Source organism: Pseudomonas sp. UBA3153 (assembly GCF_002364635.1).
GTDB lineage: Bacteria > Pseudomonadota > Gammaproteobacteria > Pseudomonadales > Pseudomonadaceae > Pseudomonas_O > Pseudomonas_O kuykendallii.
In genome coordinates this window covers 48,429-69,779 of sequence record NZ_DEYR01000032.1, presented here as the reverse complement: position 1 = coordinate 69,779, position 21,351 = coordinate 48,429, and the positions used below count along the sequence as shown (strand labels likewise).

Genomic DNA, 21,351 nt, shown 5'->3' with positions numbered 1-21,351 from the left:
AGCCTTTTTCGTGTTCGCCAGATGTCAGTCGCGCTTGTCCAGTCCGGTGAAGTCGCGCTGCGGATAGCCGGTATACAGCTGACGGGGACGACCGATCTTGTACGGGCTGGAAAGCATTTCCTTCCAGTGGGAAATCCAGCCCACGGTGCGTGCCAGGGCGAAGATCACCGTGAACATGCTGGTCGGAATGCCGATCGCCTTGAGGATGATCCCCGAGTAGAAGTCGACGTTCGGGTACAGATTGCGCTCCTTGAAGTAAGGGTCGTTGCGCGCGATCTCGTCCAGCTTCATCGCCAGTTCCAGCTGCGGATCGTGGATGCCCAGCTCAGCGAGGACCTCGTCGCAAGTCTTCTTCATGACATTGGCGCGCGGATCGAAGTTCTTGTAGACGCGGTGGCCGAAGCCCATCAGCTTGAACGGATCGTCCTTGTCCTTCGCCTTGGCGATGAACTTGTCGATGTTCGATACGTCACCGATTTCGTCCAGCATGGCCAGTACGGCTTCGTTGGCGCCGCCGTGTGCCGGGCCCCAGAGGGCGGCGATACCGGCAGCGATACAGGCGAACGGGTTGGCACCCGAAGAACCGGCCAGGCGAACGGTGGAGGTGGAAGCGTTCTGTTCGTGGTCGGCGTGGAGGATGAAAATCCGATCCATCGCGCGGGCCAGCACCGGGCTGATCGGTTTGATCTCGCACGGGGTGTTGAACATCATGTGCAGGAAGTTTTCCGCGTAGTTCAGATCGTTGCGCGGATACATCATCGGCTGGCCCATGGAGTACTTGTAAACCATGGCGGCGATGGTGGGCATCTTGGCAACCAAACGGATCGCGGAGATTTCACGATGCTTGGGATTATTGATGTCCAGAGAGTCGTGATAGAAGGCCGAAAGCGCGCCGACCACGCCGCACATGATCGCCATTGGGTGAGCGTCACGACGGAAACCGTTGAAGAACGATTTCAACTGCTCGTGAACCATCGTGTGGTTCTTCACGGTGCCGACGAACTGGGCCTTCTGCTCGGCATTCGGCAGTTCGCCGTTTAGCAGCAGGTAGCAGGTTTCCAGATAGTCGGACTTCTCGGCGAGCTGCTCGATCGGGTAGCCGCGATGAAGAAGGATGCCTTTGTCGCCGTCGATGTAGGTGATCTTCGACTCGCAAGAGGCGGTGGACATAAAGCCAGGATCAAAGGTGAAACGACCCGTGGCGGTGAGGCCCCGTACGTCAACTACATCGGGACCAACAGTGCCGGTCAGAACGGGCAGTTCTACAGGGTCAGAGCCTGCGATGATCAACTGCGCTTTTTTGTCAGCCATGAGGCCTCCTATTTTATGCTTGGTATCATCCTGCCCCATGCAGGGCCCGCATCACTATAGAGTGATAAATCCGAAAGTCAATTTGCGTGGAGGCTAGGCGGTAGACGGCTTTGAGGGTGATTAAGGGTCTTGAAAATCGGCTATTTACGCCTTTTGTGAGGTCAGCGCAATCCGCTCTTTGGGGCAGGTGATTGCGTTGTCATTAGTGTCCTAACTGTCTATACTCGATGCCCGACCGCCAGGGCTTTAAGGCCTGTATTCTGGGGTTGTCACTCCCTGGGTAGTGGGACCTGACCAGCGCACTTCCCTACAACTTGCCCTGATTGTTGGGGCCTCAGCGTGAAAAAAACAGCCGTGAATAGCCAACGACCTGTAAACCTAGATCTTAGGACCATAAAACTCCCTATCACCGCTTATACGTCCATTCTTCACCGCATCTCCGGTGTCATCCTTTTCGTAGGCCTTGCCGTCATGCTTTTCGTGCTCGACAAGTCGCTTTCGTCCGAGGAAGGCTTCGCCGACGTGAAGATGTACCTGACCAGTCCGCTGGCTAAGTTCGTGATTTGGGGCCTGCTGTCAGCCTTGTTGTATCACCTGGTGGCCGGCGTGCGCCACTTGGTCATGGATACCGGTGTTGGTGAGACACTGGAAGGCGGCAAGGCGGGCTCGAAGATTGTCATCGCCGTCTCGGTGGTGCTCATCGTTCTGGCGGGGGTGTGGATATGGTAACTAACGTTACGAACTTTTCGCGTTCGGGTCTCTATGACTGGATGGCGCAGCGCGTTTCTGCCGTTGTTCTGGCGGCGTATTTTCTTTTTCTGCTTGGTTACCTGCTTTTCCATTCCAATCTGAGCTATGCGGATTGGCACGGTCTGTTCTCCCATAACTGGATGCGCATTTTCAGCCTGCTGGCTCTGGTTGCGCTCGGGGTTCATGCGTGGGTTGGTATGTGGACGATTTCCACCGACTACCTGACCGCCATGGCCATCGGCAAATGGGCCACCAGCGTGCGTTTCCTGTTCCAGGCGGTTTGCGGCATTGCCATGTTCGCGTACTTCGTCTGGGGTGTGCAGATTCTTTGGGGTATCTGATTCATGGCTAACATTCGTACGCTTTCGTTCGACGCCATTATCGTGGGCGGCGGCGGTGCCGGCATGCGCGCTGCGCTGCAGCTCGCTCAGTCCGGTTTCAAGACAGCAGTAGTCACCAAGGTTTTTCCGACTCGCTCGCACACCGTTTCCGCCCAGGGCGGCATTACCTGTGCCATCGCCTCGGCCGACCCGAACGATGATTGGCGCTGGCACATGTACGACACCGTCAAGGGCTCCGACTACATCGGTGACCAGGACGCCATCGAGTACATGTGTTCCGTAGGGCCGGAAGCCGTGTTCGAGCTTGAGCACATGGGGCTGCCATTCTCCCGTACCGAGCAGGGCCGCATCTATCAGCGCCCGTTCGGTGGCCAGTCCAAGGACTTCGGCAAGGGCGGCCAGGCTGCTCGTACCTGCGCGGCTGCCGACCGTACCGGTCACGCGCTGCTCCACACGCTGTATCAAGCCAACCTGAAGAACAACACCACCTTCCTCAACGAGTGGTATGCCGTGGACCTGGTGAAAAACCAGGACGGCGTGATCGTCGGTGTGATCGCCATATGCATCGAAACCGGTGAAACCGCCTACATCCGCTCGAAGGCCACCGTGCTTGCCACCGGTGGCGCTGGACGTATCTATGCCTCCACCACCAACGCCCTGATCAATACCGGCGACGGTGTGGGTATGGCGCTGCGTGCTGGCGTGCCGGTGCAGGACATCGAGATGTGGCAGTTCCACCCAACCGGTATCGCCGGGGCCGGTGTACTGGTCACCGAGGGTTGCCGCGGTGAAGGCGGTTACCTGATCAACAAGCACGGCGAGCGCTTCATGGAGCGCTATGCGCCCAACGCCAAGGACCTCGCCGGTCGCGACGTCGTAGCGCGCTCGATGGTCAAGGAAATCATTGCCGGCAACGGCTGTGGTCCGGATGGCGATCACGTCATGCTCAAGCTCGATCACCTCGGCGAGGAAGTGCTGCACAGCCGCCTGCCTGGTATCTGCGAACTGTCCAAGACCTTCGCGCATGTCGATCCGGTCGTCGCTCCGGTTCCGGTCGTTCCGACCTGCCACTATATGATGGGCGGCGTTGCCACCAACATTCATGGTCAGGCGATCACTCAGGACGCCAATGGCGTCGATACGGTTATTCCGGGTCTGTTCGCCGTGGGCGAGGTCGCTTGCGTGTCGGTGCACGGTGCCAACCGTCTGGGTGGCAACTCGCTGCTCGACCTGGTCGTCTTCGGCCGCGCCGCGGGTCTGCACCTGGAGAAAGCGCTCAAGGAAGGCATCGATTATCGCAACGCCAGCGAAACCGATCTCGAATCCTCGCTTTCCCGCCTCAACAGCCTCAACGAACGCACCTCGGGTGAAGACGTTGCGCCGTTGCGCAAGGAACTGCAGAACTGCATGCAGAACTACTTCGGTGTGTTCCGCACCGGCGAGTACATGCAGAAGGGCATTACCCAGCTGGCCGACCTGCGTGAGCGTATCTCCACCGTGAAGATCGCCGACAAGAGCCAGGCGTTCAACACCGCGCGTATCGAGGCGCTGGAGCTACAGAACCTGCTGGAAGTGGCTGAAGCTACCGCCATCGCCGCCGAAGAGCGCAAAGAATCCCGCGGTGCTCATGCCCGCGAGGACTTCGAAGATCGTGACGATCAGAACTGGCTGTGCCACTCGCTGTATTTCCCGGGTGACAAGCGTGTCACCAAGCGCGCGGTGAACTTCGCGCCGAAGACCGTTCCGCCATTCGAACCCAAGGTTCGGACTTACTAAGGGTGGCTGCCATGTTGAAAGTCAGTGTGTATCGCTACAACCCCGAGCAGGACGCCTCTCCGCACATGCAGGAGTTCCAGGTCGACACCGACGGCAAGGACATCATGGTCCTCGACGTTCTGGCGCTGATCAAGGAACAGGACGTGACCTTTTCCTATCGCCGCTCCTGCCGTGAAGGCGTTTGCGGCTCCGACGGGATGAACATCAACGGCAAGAACGGCCTGGCGTGCATCACCCCGCTGTCCGCGGTCGTGAAAGGCGACACCCTGGTGGTGCGTCCGCTGCCGGGGCTGCCGGTCATTCGTGATCTGGTCGTCGACATGAGCATCTTCTACAAGCAGTACGAAAAGGTGAAACCGTACCTGCAGAACGACACACCGGCTCCGGCCATCGAGCGTCTGCAGTCGCCGGAAGAGCGCGAGAAGCTGGATGGCCTTTACGAGTGCATCCTGTGCGCTTGCTGCTCGACGTCCTGCCCTTCGTTCTGGTGGAACCCGGACAAGTTCCTCGGTCCCGCTGCGCTGCTGCAGGCTTACCGCTTCCTGGCCGACAGCCGCGATACCCAGACCGAAGAGCGTCTGGCTGCGATGGACGATCCGTTCAGCGTGTTCCGCTGCCGTGGGATCATGAACTGCGTGAACGTTTGCCCGAAAGGTCTCAACCCGACCAAGGCAATTGGCCACGTTCGCAACATGCTTCTGCAAAGCGGGACCTGATTCACGATTTGCTATACCTGCAACGCCAGTTGTGCCTGCAGCGCCGGTTTTCAGCCGGCACTGCAATTTTAGTCAGGACCTCAGCCCAAAAAGTCGTGGTCCCTATTCGAAAAATATGAAGACCAGCAGGGGCATCCGGGCTGGTACCCGGGCTATCTGTGAGGTCCGTTTGGATCTGTCTGAGCTGTAGTCCAGACCGGTCTTGAGCGGTGACCGCGCTGATGGTGTCCCCTTACCGAGGGTGACCAAGCATGCAAGAAAGCGTAATGCAGCGCATGTGGGACAGTGCCCACCTTTCCGGTGGTAACGCTGCCTATGTGGAAGAGCTCTACGAGCTCTACCTGCACGATCCCAACGCTGTGCCAGAAGAGTGGCGCACCTATTTCCAGAAGCTGCCGACCGATGGCAGCGCTGCCACCGATGTCTCGCACTCTACGGTCCGCGATCACTTCGTTCTGCTCGCCAAGAATCAGCGTCGCGCTCAGCCGGTATCTGCCGGGAGCGTAAGCAGCGAGCATGAGAAGAAGCAGGTTGAAGTCCTGCGTCTGATCCAGGCCTACCGCATGCGTGGCCACCAGGCTGCCAAGCTCGACCCGCTGGGTTTGGCTCAGCGCGCGACTCCTGCCGATCTGGCGATCAATCACTACGGCTTGACCGATTCCGATCTGGATACCACCTTCCGTACCGGTGAGCTCTACATCGGCAAGGAAGAAGCCACCCTGCGTGAAATCCAGGAGGCCCTGCAGCAGACCTACTGCCGCACCATCGGCGCCGAGTTCACCCACATCGTCGATTCCGAGCAGCGCAAGTGGTTCCAGCAGCGTCTGGAAAGCGTGCGCGGCCGCCCGGCGTTTTCCGCCGAAGTGCGTAGCCATCTGCTCGAGCGCCTCACCGCCGCCGAAGGCCTGGAAAAATACCTGGGTACCAAGTATCCGGGTACCAAGCGTTTTGGCCTGGAAGGTGGCGAGAGCCTGATTCCGCTGCTGGATGAAATCATTCAGCGCTCGGGTTCCTACGGCAACAAGGAAATCGTCATCGGCATGGCCCACCGTGGCCGCCTGAACGTGCTGGTGAATACCTTCGGCAAGAACCCGCGCGACCTGTTCGACGAGTTCGAGGGCAAGAAGGTCGAGGGCCTGAGCTCCGGCGACGTCAAGTATCACCAGGGCTTCTCGTCCAACGTGATGACCGCCGGCGGTGAGGTTCATCTCGCACTGGCGTTCAACCCGTCGCACCTGGAAATCGTCTCTCCAGTGGTCGAGGGTTCGGTGCGTGCCCGTCAGGATCGTCGCAACGATCTTTCCGGTGACAAGGTGCTTCCGGTAACCATCCACGGTGATGCCGCTGTCGCGGGGCAGGGCGTGGTCATGGAAACCTTCCAGATGTCGCAGACCCGCGGCTTCAGAACTGGTGGCACGATTCGCATCGTGATCAACAACCAGGTTGGCTTCACCATCAGCCGTCAGGAGGACGCGCGTTCCACCGAGTACGCGACCGACGTGGCGAAGATGGTGCAGGCGCCGATCCTGCACGTGAATGGCGACGATCCGGAAGCGGTGCTGTTCGTCACCCAACTGGCGATCGATTATCGCATGCAGTTCAAGCGTGACGTGGTCATCGATCTGGTCTGCTACCGCCGTCGTGGCCACAACGAGGCCGACGAGCCGAGTGGCACCCAGCCCCTGATGTATCAGCAGATCGCCAAGCAGCGCACTACGCGCGAGTTGTACGCCGAGACTCTGACCCAGGCTGGCGTGCTTGATGCCGAGCGCGTCCAGGAGAAGATCGACGAGTACCGTACCGCCCTGGATAACGGCCTGCACGTGGTGAAAAGCCTGGTCAAGGAGCCGAACAAGGAACTGTTCGTCGACTGGCGTCCGTATCTGGGCCATGCCTGGACCGCGCGTCACGACACCCGCTTCGACCTCAAAACGCTGCAGGAACTGTCGAACAAGCTGCTCGAAGTACCGGAAGGGTTCGTCGTCCAGCGTCAGGTTTCGAAGATCCTCGAAGACCGTCAGAAAATGACTGCCGGCGGGCTGCCGATCAACTGGGGCTTCGCCGAAACCATGGCGTACGCGACCCTGTTGTTCGAAGGCCACCCGGTTCGCATGACCGGCCAGGACATCGGCCGTGGCACCTTCTCGCACCGTCACGCGGTACTGCACAACCAGAAGGACGCCGGGACCTATATCCCGCTGCAGCATCTGGTCAAGGACCAGCCGCGTTTCGACCTGTACGACTCGTTCCTTTCGGAAGAGGCCGTCCTGGCGTTCGAATACGGCTACTCGACCACCACGCCGAGCGCGCTGGTGATCTGGGAAGCCCAGTTCGGCGATTTCGCCAACGGCGCGCAGGTGGTGATCGACCAGTTCATCACCAGTGGCGAGCACAAGTGGGGCCGTCTGTGCGGGCTGACCATGCTGTTGCCGCACGGCTATGAAGGGCAGGGTCCGGAGCACTCCTCCGCGCGTCTCGAGCGCTACCTGCAACTGAGTGCCGAGCACAACATCCAGGTTTGCGTACCGACCACTCCGGCGCAGGTCTACCACATGCTGCGTCGCCAGGTTATCCGTCCGCTGCGCAAGCCTCTGATTGCCCTGACGCCGAAGTCGCTGTTGCGCCACAAGCTGGCCATCTCGACCCTGGAAGATCTCGCCAACGGTTCCTTCCAGACCGTCATCCCGGAGATCGATCAACTCGACGCGCAGAAGGTCGAACGCGTGATCCTCTGCAGCGGCAAGGTCTACTACGACCTGCTCGAGAAGCGTCGTGCGGAAGGCCGCACCGATACGGCAATCGTCCGTATCGAGCAGCTTTATCCGTTCCCCGAGGACGATCTGGCGGAAGTGCTGTCGCAGTACGGCAACCTCAAGCACATCGTTTGGTGTCAGGAAGAGCCGATGAACCAGGGCGCCTGGTATTGCAGCCAGCACCACATGCGTCGGGTCGCCGTTGCGCAGAAACCGGAGTTGTTCCTGGAATATGCCGGTCGTGACGCTTCCGCTGCGCCTGCCTGTGGCTACGCTTCCCTGCACGCTGAACAGCAGGAGAAGCTTCTCCAGGACGCTTTCAACGTTTAACGCCTTCGTGCCGAGGCGGCCATAGCCGCCTCCAGAAGAAACCGAATCAATAGGAACCCTGATAATGGCTATCGAGATCAAAGCCCCCTCTTTCCCGGAATCGGTCGCCGACGGCACCGTCGCTACCTGGCACAAGAAGCCGGGTGACGCCGTCAAACGTGACGAGCTGATCGTTGATATCGAAACCGACAAGGTGGTGATGGAAGTCCTCGCCGAAGCGGATGGCGTGGTTGCTGAAATCGTCAAGAACGAAGGCGATACCGTGCTCAGCGGTGAACTGCTCGGCCGTCTGACCGAAGGTGGTGCTGGTGCGGCTGCTCCGGCTCCTGCCGCCGCAGCCCCAGCCGCCGCTCCGGCGCAAACTGCTGCGCCTGCCGCCGCCGCTGGCGAGGAGCCGATGCTGGCGCCTGCTGCGCGCAAGCTGGCTGAAGAAAACGGCATCGATCCGAACAGTGTCAAAGGCTCCGGCAAGGGCGGCCGTGTGACCAAGGAAGACGTCGTCGCCGCCATCGAAGCCAAGAAGAGCGCGCCTGCTGCAGCCGCCAAACCGTCGGCTCCGGCCGCCGAGGCGCCGATCTTCGCTGCTGGCGAGCGCGTCGAGAAGCGTGTTCCGATGACTCGCCTGCGCGCCAAGGTCGCCGAGCGCCTGGTCGAGGCACAGTCCTCGATGGCCATGCTGACCACCTTCAACGAAGTCGACATGACCGAAGTGATGGCGCTGCGCTCCAAGTACAAGGACCTCTTCGAGAAGACCCACAACGGCGTGCGCCTGGGCTTCATGTCGTTCTTCGTCAAGGCTTCTGTCGAGGCGCTGAAGCGCTTCCCGGCGGTCAACGCCTCGATCGATGGCACAGATATCGTCTACCACGGCTATCAGGATATCGGCGTCGCCGTCTCCAGCGACCGCGGTCTGGTGGTTCCGGTGCTGCGTAACGCCGAGCTGATGAACCTGGCCGAAGTCGAGAGCGGCATCGCCACCTTCGGCAAGAAGGCCCGTGACGGCAAGCTGTCGATCGACGAGATGACCGGGGGCACCTTCACCATCACCAACGGCGGCACCTTCGGTTCGATGATGTCGACTCCGATCGTCAACCCGCCGCAGGCCGCGATCCTCGGTATGCACAACATTCTTCAGCGTCCGATGGCCGTCAACGGTCAGGTCGTCATCCGTCCGATGATGTACCTGGCGCTGTCCTACGATCACCGCCTGATCGACGGCAAGGAAGCGGTCAGCTTCCTGGTGACCATCAAGAACCTGCTGGAAGATCCTGCGCGCCTGCTGCTGGACATCTAACCCACGGCCGCTGTCCGCCAGCCGAGCCTTAACAGGCTCCGCTGGCGGTTCGCCGCTTGAAGCTCAAAGTTGATGGAGATTGTTATGAGCCAGAAATTCGACGTGGTAGTGATCGGTGCCGGCCCGGGCGGCTACGTGGCTGCCATTCGCGCCGCGCAACTCGGTCTGAAGACCGCCTGCATCGAGAAGTATGTCGGCAAGGAAGGCAAGATCGCCCTCGGCGGTACTTGCCTGAACGTCGGCTGCATCCCATCCAAGGCGCTGCTGGACAGCACCTGGAAGTACCACGAAGCCCACGAAGGCTTCAAAGTCCACGGTATCGAGGCCAGCGGCGTCACTATCGACGTGCCGACCATGATCGCCCGCAAGGACCAGATCGTCCGCAACCTCACCGGCGGCGTCGCTGCACTGTTCAAAGCCAATGGCGTGACCTCCTTCGAAGGCCACGGCAAGCTGTTGGCGAACAAGCAGGTCGAAGTCACCGGCCGTGACGGCAGCACCGAGATCCTCGAAGCGACCAACGTGATCATCGCGTCGGGTTCGCGCCCGGTGGAAATCCCGCCGGCACCGATCGATCAGAACGTCATCGTCGATTCCACCGGCGCGCTGGACTTCCAGTCCGTGCCCAAGCGCCTGGGCGTGATCGGCGCTGGCGTCATTGGTCTCGAGCTGGGTTCGGTCTGGGGCCGTCTGGGCGCCGAAGTGACCGTCCTCGAGGCGCTGGACAAGTTCCTGCCGGCCGCCGATGACCAGGTCGCCAAGGAAGCGCTGAAGATCCTCACCAAGCAGGGTCTGAAGATTCGTCTGGGCGCGCGCGTGACCGCCACCGAGATCAACGGCAGCGAAGTCACCGTGACCTTCACCGACGCCAACGGCGAGCAGAAGGAAACCTACGACAAGCTGATCGTCGCGGTCGGCCGTCGTCCGGTCACCACCGACCTGCTGGCCGCGGACAGCGGCGTGGACCTCGACGAGCGTGGCTACATCTTCGTCGACGACTTCTGTGCCACCAGCGTTCCTGGCGTCTACGCCGTGGGCGACGTGGTCCGTGGCCTGATGCTCGCGCACAAGGCAATGGAAGAGGGCGTGGTAGTGGCCGAGCGTATCGCCGGGCACAAGGCGCAGATGAATTACGACCTGATTCCGGGCGTGATCTACACCCACCCGGAAATCGCATGGGTCGGCAAGAGCGAGCAGTCGCTCAAGGCCGAAGGTGTCGAAGTCAACGTCGGTGTCGCGCCGTTCGCTGCCAGCGGCCGTGCCATGGCCGCCAACGATACCGCCGGTTTCGTCAAGATCATCGCCGACGCCAAGACCGACCGCGTGCTGGGCGTTCACGTGATCGGCCCTAGCGCCGCCGAGCTGGTACAGCAGGGCGCCATCGCCATGGAGTTCGGCACCAGTGCCGAAGACCTGGGCATGATGGTGTTCTCGCACCCGACCCTGTCCGAGCAGCTGCATGAAGCCGCTCTGGCAGTGAATGGCCATGCCATTCATATCGCCAACCGCAAAAAGCGCTAAGCGATCAGAACCACGATGGGTTGCCCGTATCCTGCCACCAGGCTTGCCGCGGAATGCCCATCGGACTGTTTCCTTAAAGGGCAGTCACAGGTGGCGCGGCAGCACTAACGCAGCGCCGAATGCGCAATACCTAACGAAGACGGTAGATAAGCATGAATCTTCACGAATATCAGGGTAAGCAGCTGTTCGCTGAGTACGGCCTGCCCGTATCCAAAGGCTTCGCCGTGGACACCCCGGAAGAAGCCGCAGAAGCCTGCGACAAAATCGGTGGTACCGAGTGGGTCGTCAAGGCTCAGGTTCACGCTGGCGGCCGCGGTAAAGCGGGCGGCGTAAAACTGGTCAAGAGCAAGGAAGACGCCAAGGCGTTCGCCGCCAACTGGCTGGGCAAACGTCTGGTGACTTACCAGACCGACGCCAACGGCCAACCGGTCACCAAGATCCTGGTCGAGTCCTGCACCGACATCGACAAGGAGCTGTACCTCGGCGCCGTCGTCGACCGTTCCAGCCGTCGTATCGTGTTCATGGCGTCCACCGAAGGCGGCGTGGACATCGAGAAGGTCGCTCACGACACTCCCGAGAAGATCCTCAAGGCCACCATCGATCCGCTGGTCGGCGCTCAGCCGTTCCAGGGCCGTGAACTGGCCTTCCAGCTGGGCCTCAAGGGTGACCAGATCAAGCAGTTCACCCACATCTTCGTCGGCCTGGCCAAGCTGTTCCAGGACTACGACCTGGCTCTGCTGGAAGTGAACCCGCTGGTGATCAAGAAGGACGGCAACCTGCACTGCCTGGATGCCAAGATCAACATCGACAGCAACGCCATGTACCGCCAGCCGAAGCTGCGTGCGATGCATGACCCGTCGCAGGACGATCCGCGCGAAGCCCACGCTGCCAAGTTCGAACTGAACTACGTTGCCCTGGAAGGCAACATTGGCTGCATGGTCAACGGCGCTGGCCTGGCCATGGGCACCATGGACATCGTCAACCTGCACGGCGGCAAGCCGGCCAACTTCCTCGACGTTGGCGGTGGTGCTACCAAGGAACGCGTTACCGAAGCGTTCAAGATCATTCTCTCCGACAGCAACGTCGCGGCCGTTCTGGTGAACATCTTCGGCGGTATCGTTCGTTGCGACATGATTGCCGAAGGCATCATCGGCGCCGTCAAAGAAGTCGGCGTGAAGATTCCGGTGGTCGTCCGTCTGGAAGGCAACAACGCCGAGCTGGGCGCCAAGGTCCTGGCTGAAAGCGGCCTGAACATCATCGCGGCAACCAGCCTGACCGACGCTGCAGAGCAAGTGGTCAAAGCTGCGGAGGGCAAGTAATGAGCGTCCTGATCAATAAAGACACCAAAGTCATCTGCCAGGGCTTCACCGGTTCGCAGGGGACTTTCCACTCCGAACAGGCGATCGCCTACGGTACCCAGATGGTTGGCGGCGTGACTCCGGGCAAGGGCGGCACCACGCACCTGGGCCTGCCGGTGTTCAACACCGTCAAGGAAGCCGTCGAGACCACCGGCGCTACCGCTTCGGTGATCTACGTTCCGGCTCCGTTCTGCAAGGACTCGATCCTGGAAGCGGCATTCGGCGGCATCAAGCTGATCGTCTGCATCACCGAAGGCATCGCGACCATCGACATGCTGGAAGCCAAGGTCAAGTGCGACGAGCTGGGCGTGACCCTGATCGGGCCGAACTGCCCGGGCGTCATCACTCCTGGCGAGTGCAAGATCGGCATCATGCCGGGTCACATCCACCTGCCGGGAAAAGTGGGCATCGTGTCGCGTTCCGGCACCCTGACCTACGAAGCCGTCAAGCAGACCACCGACGCCGGCTTCGGCCAGTCGACCTGCGTGGGCATCGGTGGCGACCCGATTCCGGGCTCGAACTTCATCGACATCCTCAAGCTGTTCCAGGCTGACCCGAAGACCGAGGCGATCGTCATGATCGGCGAGATCGGTGGTTCCGCCGAGGAAGAAGCTGCTGCCTTCATCAAGGCCAACGTGACCAAGCCGGTGGTGTCCTACATCGCTGGCGTGACTGCTCCGGCAGGCAAGCGTATGGGCCACGCCGGTGCCATCATCTCCGGCGGTAAAGGCACTGCGGACGAGAAGTTCGCTGCGCTGCAGGACGCCGGTGTGAAAACCGTTCGTTCGCTGGCCGACATCGGCAAGGCCCTGGCCGAGCTGACCGGTTGGGAAGTCAAGAAAGCCTGAGGCTGACTTGATGTGAAAAAGGCCACCTTCGGGTGGCCTTTTTCTTTTCCGCCGTACGAAATCCAGCGCTCAAGCCTGGGGCAGAACGGTCGATAAGTCGTTATCGCCCGCACGCTGTCCGCGCGGGCTCATGTAATCGAGGAAACCGTTCCATGCAGTGGTTCGCCAACCTGCGTATAGCACTGAAAATGGCTGTGGTTCCCGCGATGCTCTGTCTGTTGCTCATTGCGCTCGGCATCGTTTCGTCGTTGTCGCTGCGCAGCATCGCCAGCCGCGTAGAGGTGGTCACCCAGAACCTCGGGCCGGGAATGGACCGGGTCGCCAAGGTCGCTGACAGCATGGCGCGGCTGCAGTTGAGCGTGCGCCACTACGCCCGCACCGGCGATCAGGCGACCGAGCAGGAGTTTCTCGAACTGGACCGCGATCTCGGCGCTGCGTTGGAGCAGACCAGTGCGCACCTGCGGGATTCACAGCGCAGGCAACTGCTGGCCTCCATGGAGAGCCTGCATGCGCAGTACAGCCAGTTGTTCCGCGAATCACTGGTGCCGCTGAGCCAGGAACACCAGAAGCTCATCAGCGGCGAACTCGGCCGGCAAGGCCCGGCGATCGAGAAGGTTCTCAGCTCGATCCTGGAAAACGCCCAGCAGGACTTCAACCTCGACGCGGTGTTCTACTCCAGCGCGGCGATGCGCCATCTGCTGCTGGGAAGCCAGTACCTCTACCAGTTCCTGCAGGAGAACCAGCCCGATCAGGTCAAGTCGTTTCAGACCGAACTGGGCAACGCGCAGAGCACCATGAGCGTTCTGCGCGACCGAACCAGCAGTCAGAGCACCCAGGACAAACTGAACGGCGCGTTGCAGAGCCTGGAGCAGTACAAGGCCGCGGCGGACAAGGCCGTGCAACTGGTGGGCGCACGCAACGCGACACTGCAGAAGATGGATGCCATCGACCCGCAGATCGCCGACCTCGCCAGCCAGTTGCAGCAAAGCATCATGCAGTCGATGGATGCCGCCGCGGCAGACGCCGACAGCACCGTGGCGCGCGCCAACCTGTTGTTCTGGGGGCTGGTGCTGGCGGCGCTGCTGGTGGCTGGGCTCACGGCTTACGCCGTCGGCGCGGCGCTGGTACGGCCGCTGGCGCGGATCAACGTGATGCTCGAGGACATGGCGGCCGGGCAGGGCGATCTGACCCGGCGCCTGCCGGTCCAGGGGCAGGACGACATTGGCCAGCTGGCGCAGAACTTCAACCGTTTCGTGGAGAAGATCAGGCGCACCGTGGCCGAGGTTTCCAGCGCCTCGCACACCCTGCAGAAGTCCGCCGAAGACCTGCAGGAATCCGCCGAGCGCGCGCATCGCGACGTACAGCAGCAGCGCGAGGAAAGCGACCAGATCGCCTCGGCGATGGTGGAGATGGCGGCGAGCGCGCAGGAGATGTCCAGCAATGCGCGCGCCGGCCAGGCGCTTTCGCAGGATGCACGCACGGCCGCGGGTGTCGGCCTGGCACGGGTCCGGGCGAATCAGGAGGCCATGCTGGTTCTGTCCGGCAAGGTCGACAGTCTGGCGACGGTGATCGAGTCGCTGCGTGAGGACAGCGGGCGTATCGGTTCGGTGCTGGGGGTGATCGGCGGGATCGCCGAGCAGACCAATCTGCTGGCGCTGAACGCCGCCATCGAGGCGGCGCGGGCGGGCGAGATGGGCCGGGGCTTCGCCGTGGTGGCGGACGAGGTGCGCTCGCTGGCCCAGCGCACGCAACAGTCCACCGAGGAGATTCAGGAGATCATCCAGACCCTGCAGCGACGCACGGCGTCCTCCATCGAGATGATGAGCGACAGCCAGCAGGCGGTAGGTCATGCCCGCGAGCGTGCCGAGCAGACCAGCGAATCGCTCGGCGGGATCACCGTCGCGGTGGATGCAATCGACGAGAACATCCAGGCGATGGCGACCGCGGCCCATGAGCAGGCGAGCGTCGCCGACATGGTGGGCAACAGCGTGCTGCGGGCCAACCAGATAACCGCCCAGACCTCGGATACCGTCGAGCGCACGCGGCGTTCGGCGCAGGAGATCCACCTGCTGGAAGGCCAGCTGGTTCAGTTGATCGAGCAGTTCCAGGTCTGAAGCGGCGGATGGGAGGCGTCGGGGTGGGCGCTTTATGTCGGGCGCTCGCAGCGGCTGGCTGGCTATAATCGCGCCGGCTCACAAGGAGGTCCCATGTTCGTGCCCACCGCTTATCTGCCCGATCTGCTGGCCCTGTGCTGGTTCATTTTCTGCTGGATCGGCTACACGCTCTACGCCAGCTGGAAAGGGCGCGACACCGCCTGCCTCGCCAGCGTGCTGCACCTGTACCGGGAAGACTGGATGCGCCGCATGCTGCTGCGCGAGAACCGGATCGCCGATGCCAACGTGATCGGCAACCTGGAGCGCAACGCCTCCTTCTTCGCCTCCAGCACGCTGATCATTCTCGCGGGTGTGCTTACCGTGCTGGGTTCGAGCGACCGTGCGGTGTCGCTGCTGGCCGACCTGCCGTTCGTCAAGGACGCCACCCGCCCGCTGTCCGAGCTGAAGCTGCTTGGGCTGGCGGTGGTCTTCGTCTACGCCTTCTTCACGTTCAGCTGGTGCATGCGCCAGTACAACTTCGCCTCGACGCTGGTCGGCTCCGCGCCGATGGTGGGGGAGCGCCACGTCAACGAACTGGAGCGCAAATCCTTCGCCGAGCGCGCGGCGCGGGTGATCTCCATGGCGGCCAACCAGTTCAACTTCGGCCTGCGGGCCTATTATTTCGGTATGGCGATGCTCGGCTGGTTCATCCATCCGTGGTTGTTCATGCTGGTCACTGCGGGGGTTGTGCTCGTCCTCTACCGCCGCGAATTCCACTCCGATGTGCTGAAGGTCATGGTCTACACCCCCACTCACGCAGCAGAGCCGCCCAAGGAGAAAAACGAATGAGCGTACCTTTCTGGTGTGTATTCATCGCCGCTTTGCTGATCTACCTCGCCAAGCTGCCGGTGGCCAAGGCGATGAACGCCGAAGCCGGCGGCTACGATAACCGCCATCCGCGCGCGCAGCAGGCTAACCTGACGGGTGCCGGCGCGCGGGCCCTTGCCGCCCACCTCAACAGCATCGAGATCTTCCCGCTGTTCCTCGCCGGCGTGCTGATGGCGCATACCACGCAGACCCACGGCTGGCTGGTCGACGCACTGGCGGTCATCTTCGTGATCAGCCGCCTCGTTTATCTCTGGTTCTACTACATCGGGCTGACCTGGCAGCGCAGCCTGGTGTGGTTCGTCGGCCTGGCCTGCTGTCTGTTGCTGATGCTCACGCCGACGCTCTGAGCGTCGTTCGCCGGACAAAAGAAAAGGCCCGCTTTTGGCGGGCCTTTTTCATGCCTACGGTAAGGTCGCGATACGAACTTACTTGTTGGCTTCCGGTGCCGGAGTGGTGGCAGGTGGCGGCGGAGTTTGACCGTCGTCCTTCGCTTCCTCGGCGGCTTCCTGGTTCGCTTCGTTGGTGTCCTCGACCGCCTTGCTCTGCTCTTCGGCTGCCTTGTTGGCATGCTCCTGAGCTTCGTTGGCGTGTTCCTGAGCATCTTGCTTCTTGTTCTCGGAACCGCTGTCGCAGGCTGCAAGGCCCATGCTGGCCGCCAGAATCAAGGCGAGGGACAGGGATTTGTTCATTTTGTATTTCTCCTCAGAGTGACCTTCCAAATCTCACCCCGTTTGAACGGTACGTTTGCGCCTAAGTTCCTTATCTATCGAGCAAAAAATCTCGCCGAGGGTTGCCGAGCTGCCTGGCGCGCGGTGGAGCGGGTATCATCGGCGGCATAAAAATCACCCGGAAATGTCGTATGAGTGAAACCGCCATCGTCGAGAAAGCCACGCGCTTTCTCTCCGCGTTGCGCCATTGTCAGGTGCTCGGCATGCAGGTGCATGCCGGCACTGCGCAGGGCCTGACACTGCGCCTGCCGTACAGCCAGCAGATCGTCGGCAACCCCGAAACCGGCGTGATCCACGGCGGCGCGATCACCACCCTGATGGACACCACCTGCGGTATCTCGACGGTTTGCGTGCTGCCGGAGTTCGAGATCTGCCCGACGCTCGACCTGCGCATCGACTACATGCATCCGGCCGAACCGCTCAAGGATGTCTTCGGCTTCGCCGAGTGCTACCGCGTCACCGAGAACGTCATCTTCACCCGCGGCTACGCCTATCAGGACGATCCGCAGCAGCCGATCGCCCATGTCGTAGGCACCTTCATGCGAATGGGCAAGAACGCCCGCGCGGGTGCTCCGGTCACGCGCAACATCCAGGGCGGTGCCGTATGACCTCGCTCGACCTCAACCAGCAGGTGCGCGACGCCCACGAGAGGAACGACTACGACGGCCTGATCGCCCTGATCCCTTACGCGCGGTTGCTCGGCGTCGAGTGCCTGCGGATGGGCGAGGACATGGTGTTCCGTTTGCCGGCGAACAAGGACCTGATCGGTAACCCGACGCTCCCGGCGATTCACGGCGGGGTCATCGCCGGTTTCATGGAGCAGGCCGGTCTGCTGCACCTGCTGATGTTCATGGGCATTCCGCATATGCCGAAGATCATCGACTTCTCCATCGATTACCTGCGTGCCGGGCATTACCGCGATACCTATGCGCAATGCCAGGTCTGGCGCCAGGGGCGGCGCGTGGCGAATGTCGCGATCACCGCCTGGCAGAGCCGCCAGAGCGAGCCGATCGCCACCGCGCGGGCGCATTTCAAGGTCGACAAGCCTTGAACGAAGCGTCTTCCGGGTTGAGCGATATCGGTATGGCAACGCTGCTGGCGGGCAGCGGGGTTCTGCTGATCGCCATCGGGCTGCTCTGGCTGGTGCTGCTGGCCTTTCGCAGCAGCCTGCTGTGGGGCATCGGTGCGTTGCTGCCGCCGCTGACCCTGCTGTTCGTGCTGTTCCGCTGGAACCTGGCAAGCAGGGCCGTGCTGCTGTGCGCACTGGGCGTCATTCCGCTGGTGGTCGGGCTGACGATGATGGCCGGCAGCGATCCGCAGCGTCTGGAGCGGATTCTCAGCCTCGACTGGGCCAGACGCGAACCGGCGTTGCCGCCGGAACTGGACATCCGCCTCAACGGCCAGCTCAACGGCCAGCGCTTCGCACCGCAGCAGGGCGAGCTGATCGACGGCGTGCTCAGCCTGCGCGAGGAGGGTGAGGGCGCCGCCCACCGCGAGCTGCGCATCCGTCTGCACCGCCCGGTGACGGGCGCGGTGCGCCTCGACGTACTTCCCGAGGATCGCCCGGGCGTGGCGGACGTCGAGCTGAGCTGGCTGGCACCGGGAAGCCAGTTGCCGCACGTGCGAAGCCTGAGCGAGGGCTACAGTCTGCACCTCGACCTGCAACCGCTGGCGCCGAACAAGCTGGCCGGCGAATTCCACCTGTCGCTGCCGGCGCCGTACGCCACCCGCCTCAACGGCCGTGTCGAACTGTTCGCCGATCATCTGCGTTACCGCGAGGATGGGGTCGATACCCATCTCGATAACGAAGACACGCTGCGCTACGTGATCACCGATTACCTGCAACGCCGCTTCGCCACCCGCGAGGTGCGCGTGCAACCGCTCGCCGGGCTGGCGTGGCCGGCGAGTCGGGCCGACGTCGCCGTTCAGGCATCGATCGGCGGCAGGCCGCAGCGCCTGACGCTGCAGCTGAGCAAGACCCCCCAGCGAGGCTGGTTCGTGCAGGGCGATCATTATCCCCGCGTGCCGGATGAGCGGCCGGCTCCGGTGGATTCGCCACGCCGGCCGGTGGTCCAGGCAACCGACCCGCAGCCGCCGGCCAGGCCGCCTGAGCCTGTCGCCAGTGAGCCCCGGCCGCTGAGCGTCGAGCGCCTGCTCCAGCAGCCTTCCCGCTATCGCGGCAGGCTGATTCGCCTGCGCAGCGAGCGCGGCGTGAATGCCGAGGGACGCTTCGACGGGCTCGATACGGACGGGCACATCGTCATCCGTCGCGCCGTGAAGCCGCCCGGCGAGGCGTTGTTCCGCTTCTCCCCGGAGCAGGTCAGCGCCATCGAGCTGCTCGAACCCTAGGCCGCCGGTTATCCCGGCAATCCTGGCTAAACACTTGAAATCCCAGACGAAGCCCCCACCTTGGTGACATCCGCCGCTCCTGCGGCTTGTGCCATCCATGTGGAGTTCGATGACGATGAGTGTGGAAACTCGCAAAGAGACCCTGGGCTTCCAGACCGAGGTGAAGCAACTGCTGCACCTGATGATCCATTCCTTGTATTCCAACAAGGAAATCTTCCTTCGTGAGCTGATTTCCAACGCCTCCGATGCCGCCGACAAGCTGCGCTTCGAGGCGCTGGCGAAGCCCGAGCTGCTCGAGGGCGGCGCCGAGCTGAAGATTCGCGTCAGCTTCGACAAGGACGCCAAGACCGTCACCCTCGAAGACAACGGCATCGGCATGAGCCGCGAGGATGTGATCGCGCACCTGGGCACCATCGCCAAATCCGGCACCGCTGACTTCCTGAAGAACCTTTCCGGCGACCAGAAGAAGGATTCCCACCTGATCGGCCAGTTCGGCGTGGGCTTCTACTCGGCGTTCATCGTCGCCGACAAGGTCGAGGTGTTCACCCGCCGCGCCGGCCAGCCGGCCAGCGAAGGCGTGCTCTGGTCGTCGAAGGGCGAGGGCGAATTCGAGGTCGAGAACATCGACAAGGCCGAGCGCGGCACGCGCATCGTCCTGCACCTGAAAGAGGGCGAGGAAGAGTTCGCCGATGGCTGGCGCCTGCGCAACATCATCAAGAAATACTCCGACCACATCGCGTTGCCCATCGAACTGCCGAAGGAACACCACGGCGACGAAGAGAAGCCGGCCGAGACCGAGTGGGAAACCGTAAACCGCGCCAGCGCCCTGTGGACGCGTCCGCGTACCGAGGTGAAGGACGAGGAATACCAGGAGTTCTACAAGCACGTCGCCCACGACTACGAGAATCCGCTGGCCTGGAGCCACAACAAGGTCGAGGGCAAGCTCGAGTACACCTCGCTGCTCTACGTCCCGGCCCGCGCGCCGTTCGACCTGTACCAGCGCGAAGCGCCCAAGGGCCTCAAGCTATACGTGCAGCGCGTGTTCATCATGGATCAGGCGGACCAGTTCCTGCCGCTGTACCTGCGCTTCATCAAGGGCGTGATCGACTCCAACGACCTGTCGCTGAACGTCTCGCGCGAAATCCTCCAGTCCGGCCCGGTGGTCGACTCGATGAAGTCGGCGCTGACCAAGCGCGTGCTGGACATGCTGGAGAAACTGGCGAAGGGCGAACCCGAGCAGTACAAGAGTTTCTGGAAGCACTTCGGCCAGGTGCTCAAAGAAGGTCCGGCGGAAGACTTCGCCAACCGCGAGAAGATCGCCGGTCTGCTGCGCTTCGCCTCGACCTCCGACGAATCAGGCGAGCCCAGCGTGTCCCTGGCGGACTACGTCTCGCGCCTGAAGGACGGGCAGGACAAACTCTACTACCTGACCGGCGAAAGCTACGCGCAGGTGAAGAACAGCCCGCACCTGGAAGTCTTCCGCAAGAAAGGCATCGAAGTGCTGCTGCTCACCGACCGCATCGATGAGTGGCTGATGAGCTACCTCACCGAATTCGACGGCAAGCATTTCGTCGACGTCGCGCGCGGCGACCTGGACCTCGGCAAGCTGGACTCGGAAGAGGACAAGAAGGCCCAGGAAGAGGTCGCGAAGACCAAGGAAGGCTTGGTCGAACGCCTCAAGGCGGCGCTGGGCGAGCAGGTGGCGGAGGTGCGCGTGTCGCACCGCCTGACCGATTCGCCGGCGATCCTGGCGATTGGCGAGGCCGATCTCGGTCTGCAGATGCGCCAGATCCTCGAAGCCAGCGGGCAGAAGGTGCCGGATTCCAAGCCGATCTTCGAGTTCAACCCGACGCACCCGCTGATCGAGAAGCTCGATCGCGAACCCGACGAGGACCGCTTCGGCGAGCTGAGCCATATCCTCTTCGACCAGGCCGCCCTGGCCGCGGGCGACAGCCTGAAGGACCCGGCCAGCTACGTGCGTCGGCTGAACAAGCTGTTGGTCGAGCTATCCGCCTGAGCTGAGTAAGCGGTCAGCAAAAGGCCCGTCTCTTTCCGGAGGCGGGCCTTTTGTCGTTCTGGGTACAGAAAAAACCAATCGGGTCGTTATAGAGGATCAATGAGGCCCTTTCGCATGGAGGCTTTAGGCTGGGCGCGCCGCTGAGGTATTATGGTGGCATATTGATGCCACTCGGCTGCCCGACCGAATCGGGCCGTCGTCTTCAATCGATCAGAAGCGCCCCGAGGCGCTCACCCAGGCTTACCGGCCAGGGCTCGTCAGCTGTCAGCTCCTGAGTG

17 protein-coding genes and 2 pseudogenes are annotated in these 21,351 nt (G+C 62.1%); 17 read left to right on the top strand and 2 right to left on the bottom strand.

Going from position 1 to position 21,351, the window contains the following annotated elements:
• Window positions 1–24 precede the first annotated feature (24 nt).
• Window positions 25–1,311 carry a citrate synthase gene (gene gltA / locus B2X67_RS07275; protein WP_273229196.1) on the bottom strand — a complete coding sequence of 429 codons (1,287 nt, stop codon included), beginning with the start codon at window positions 1,309–1,311 and terminating at the stop codon, window positions 25–27.
• A 354-nt stretch (window positions 1,312–1,665) separates the two neighbouring features.
• Between gltA and sdhC the strand changes: the two genes are divergently transcribed.
• The 13 genes and pseudogenes from sdhC (at window position 1,666) to B2X67_RS07215 (ending at window position 16,326) form a co-directional block, all read left to right on the top strand.
• Window positions 1,666–2,040: a succinate dehydrogenase, cytochrome b556 subunit gene (gene sdhC, locus B2X67_RS07270; RefSeq protein WP_273229346.1), complete on the top strand. Its 375-nt coding sequence runs from the start codon at window positions 1,666–1,668 to the stop codon at window positions 2,038–2,040.
• Window positions 2,034–2,402 carry a succinate dehydrogenase, hydrophobic membrane anchor protein gene (gene sdhD / locus B2X67_RS07265; RefSeq protein WP_286785079.1) on the top strand — a complete coding sequence of 123 codons (369 nt, stop codon included), beginning with the start codon at window positions 2,034–2,036 and terminating at the stop codon, window positions 2,400–2,402. Before sdhC ends, sdhD begins: the two co-directional genes overlap by 7 nt.
• Window positions 2,403–2,405: 3 nt before the next feature.
• The gene (gene sdhA / locus B2X67_RS07260) at window positions 2,406–4,178 is read left to right on the top strand and encodes a succinate dehydrogenase flavoprotein subunit (RefSeq protein ID WP_273229195.1); all 1,773 of its coding nucleotides are present in this window, start codon (window positions 2,406–2,408) and stop codon (window positions 4,176–4,178) included.
• 11 nt (window positions 4,179–4,189) lie between these two features.
• Entirely contained in the window at window positions 4,190–4,894 is a 705-nt protein-coding gene (locus B2X67_RS07255) for a succinate dehydrogenase iron-sulfur subunit (RefSeq protein ID WP_090229261.1), read from the top strand.
• Between the two features lie 251 nt (window positions 4,895–5,145).
• Entirely contained in the window at window positions 5,146–7,977 is a 2,832-nt protein-coding gene (locus B2X67_RS07250) for a 2-oxoglutarate dehydrogenase E1 component (protein WP_286785078.1), read from the top strand.
• Between the two features lie 64 nt (window positions 7,978–8,041).
• A complete protein-coding gene (odhB, locus tag B2X67_RS07245) occupies window positions 8,042–9,271 on the top strand; it encodes a 2-oxoglutarate dehydrogenase complex dihydrolipoyllysine-residue succinyltransferase (RefSeq protein ID WP_286785077.1) in 1,230 nt (409 codons plus the stop codon).
• An 84-nt stretch (window positions 9,272–9,355) separates the two neighbouring features.
• Window positions 9,356–10,792, top strand: a complete 1,437-nt coding sequence (lpdA, locus tag B2X67_RS07240; protein ID WP_090229256.1) for a dihydrolipoyl dehydrogenase — start codon at window positions 9,356–9,358, stop codon at window positions 10,790–10,792.
• 152 nt (window positions 10,793–10,944) lie between these two features.
• The gene (gene sucC, locus B2X67_RS07235; RefSeq protein WP_090229254.1) at window positions 10,945–12,111 is read left to right on the top strand and encodes an ADP-forming succinate--CoA ligase subunit beta; all 1,167 of its coding nucleotides are present in this window, start codon (window positions 10,945–10,947) and stop codon (window positions 12,109–12,111) included.
• Entirely contained in the window at window positions 12,111–12,998 is an 888-nt protein-coding gene (gene sucD, locus B2X67_RS07230) for a succinate--CoA ligase subunit alpha (protein WP_090229252.1), read from the top strand. The genes sucC and sucD overlap by 1 nt, the downstream gene beginning before the upstream one ends.
• Window positions 12,999–13,150: 152 nt before the next feature.
• Window positions 13,151–14,254, top strand: a pseudogene (locus tag B2X67_RS20820) (HAMP domain-containing protein); the annotation flags it as partial.
• A gap of 342 nt (window positions 14,255–14,596) precedes the next feature.
• Window positions 14,597–15,112: pseudogene (locus tag B2X67_RS20815) on the top strand (methyl-accepting chemotaxis protein); the annotation flags it as partial.
• Between the two features lie 93 nt (window positions 15,113–15,205).
• Entirely contained in the window at window positions 15,206–15,940 is a 735-nt protein-coding gene (locus tag B2X67_RS07220) for a DUF599 domain-containing protein (protein WP_090229248.1), read from the top strand.
• On the top strand, window positions 15,937–16,326 hold the full coding sequence (locus tag B2X67_RS07215) for an MAPEG family protein (RefSeq protein WP_273229188.1): 390 nt from the start codon (window positions 15,937–15,939) through the stop codon (window positions 16,324–16,326). Before B2X67_RS07220 ends, B2X67_RS07215 begins: the two co-directional genes overlap by 4 nt.
• Window positions 16,327–16,404: 78 nt before the next feature.
• On the opposite strand, the gene B2X67_RS07210 is transcribed toward B2X67_RS07215, so the two are convergent.
• Window positions 16,405–16,668, bottom strand: a complete 264-nt coding sequence (locus B2X67_RS07210; RefSeq protein WP_273229187.1) for a hypothetical protein — start codon at window positions 16,666–16,668, stop codon at window positions 16,405–16,407.
• Window positions 16,669–16,838: 170 nt separating this feature from the next.
• On the opposite strand from B2X67_RS07210, the gene B2X67_RS07205 reads away from it, so the two are divergent.
• From B2X67_RS07205 to htpG, 4 genes are all read left to right on the top strand, one after another.
• Window positions 16,839–17,315, top strand: coding sequence for a PaaI family thioesterase (locus B2X67_RS07205; RefSeq protein WP_286785075.1), 477 nt, complete (start codon window positions 16,839–16,841; stop codon window positions 17,313–17,315).
• Window positions 17,312–17,758, top strand: a complete 447-nt coding sequence (locus B2X67_RS07200) for a PaaI family thioesterase (protein ID WP_286785074.1) — start codon at window positions 17,312–17,314, stop codon at window positions 17,756–17,758. The genes B2X67_RS07205 and B2X67_RS07200 overlap by 4 nt, the downstream gene beginning before the upstream one ends.
• A 32-nt stretch (window positions 17,759–17,790) precedes the next feature.
• Window positions 17,791–19,056, top strand: coding sequence for an MFS transporter (locus B2X67_RS07195; RefSeq protein WP_286785073.1), 1,266 nt, complete (start codon window positions 17,791–17,793; stop codon window positions 19,054–19,056).
• A 115-nt stretch (window positions 19,057–19,171) separates the two neighbouring features.
• A complete protein-coding gene (gene htpG, locus B2X67_RS07190; protein ID WP_286785072.1) occupies window positions 19,172–21,073 on the top strand; it encodes a molecular chaperone HtpG in 1,902 nt (633 codons plus the stop codon).
• Window positions 21,074–21,351: the final 278 nt, after the last annotated feature.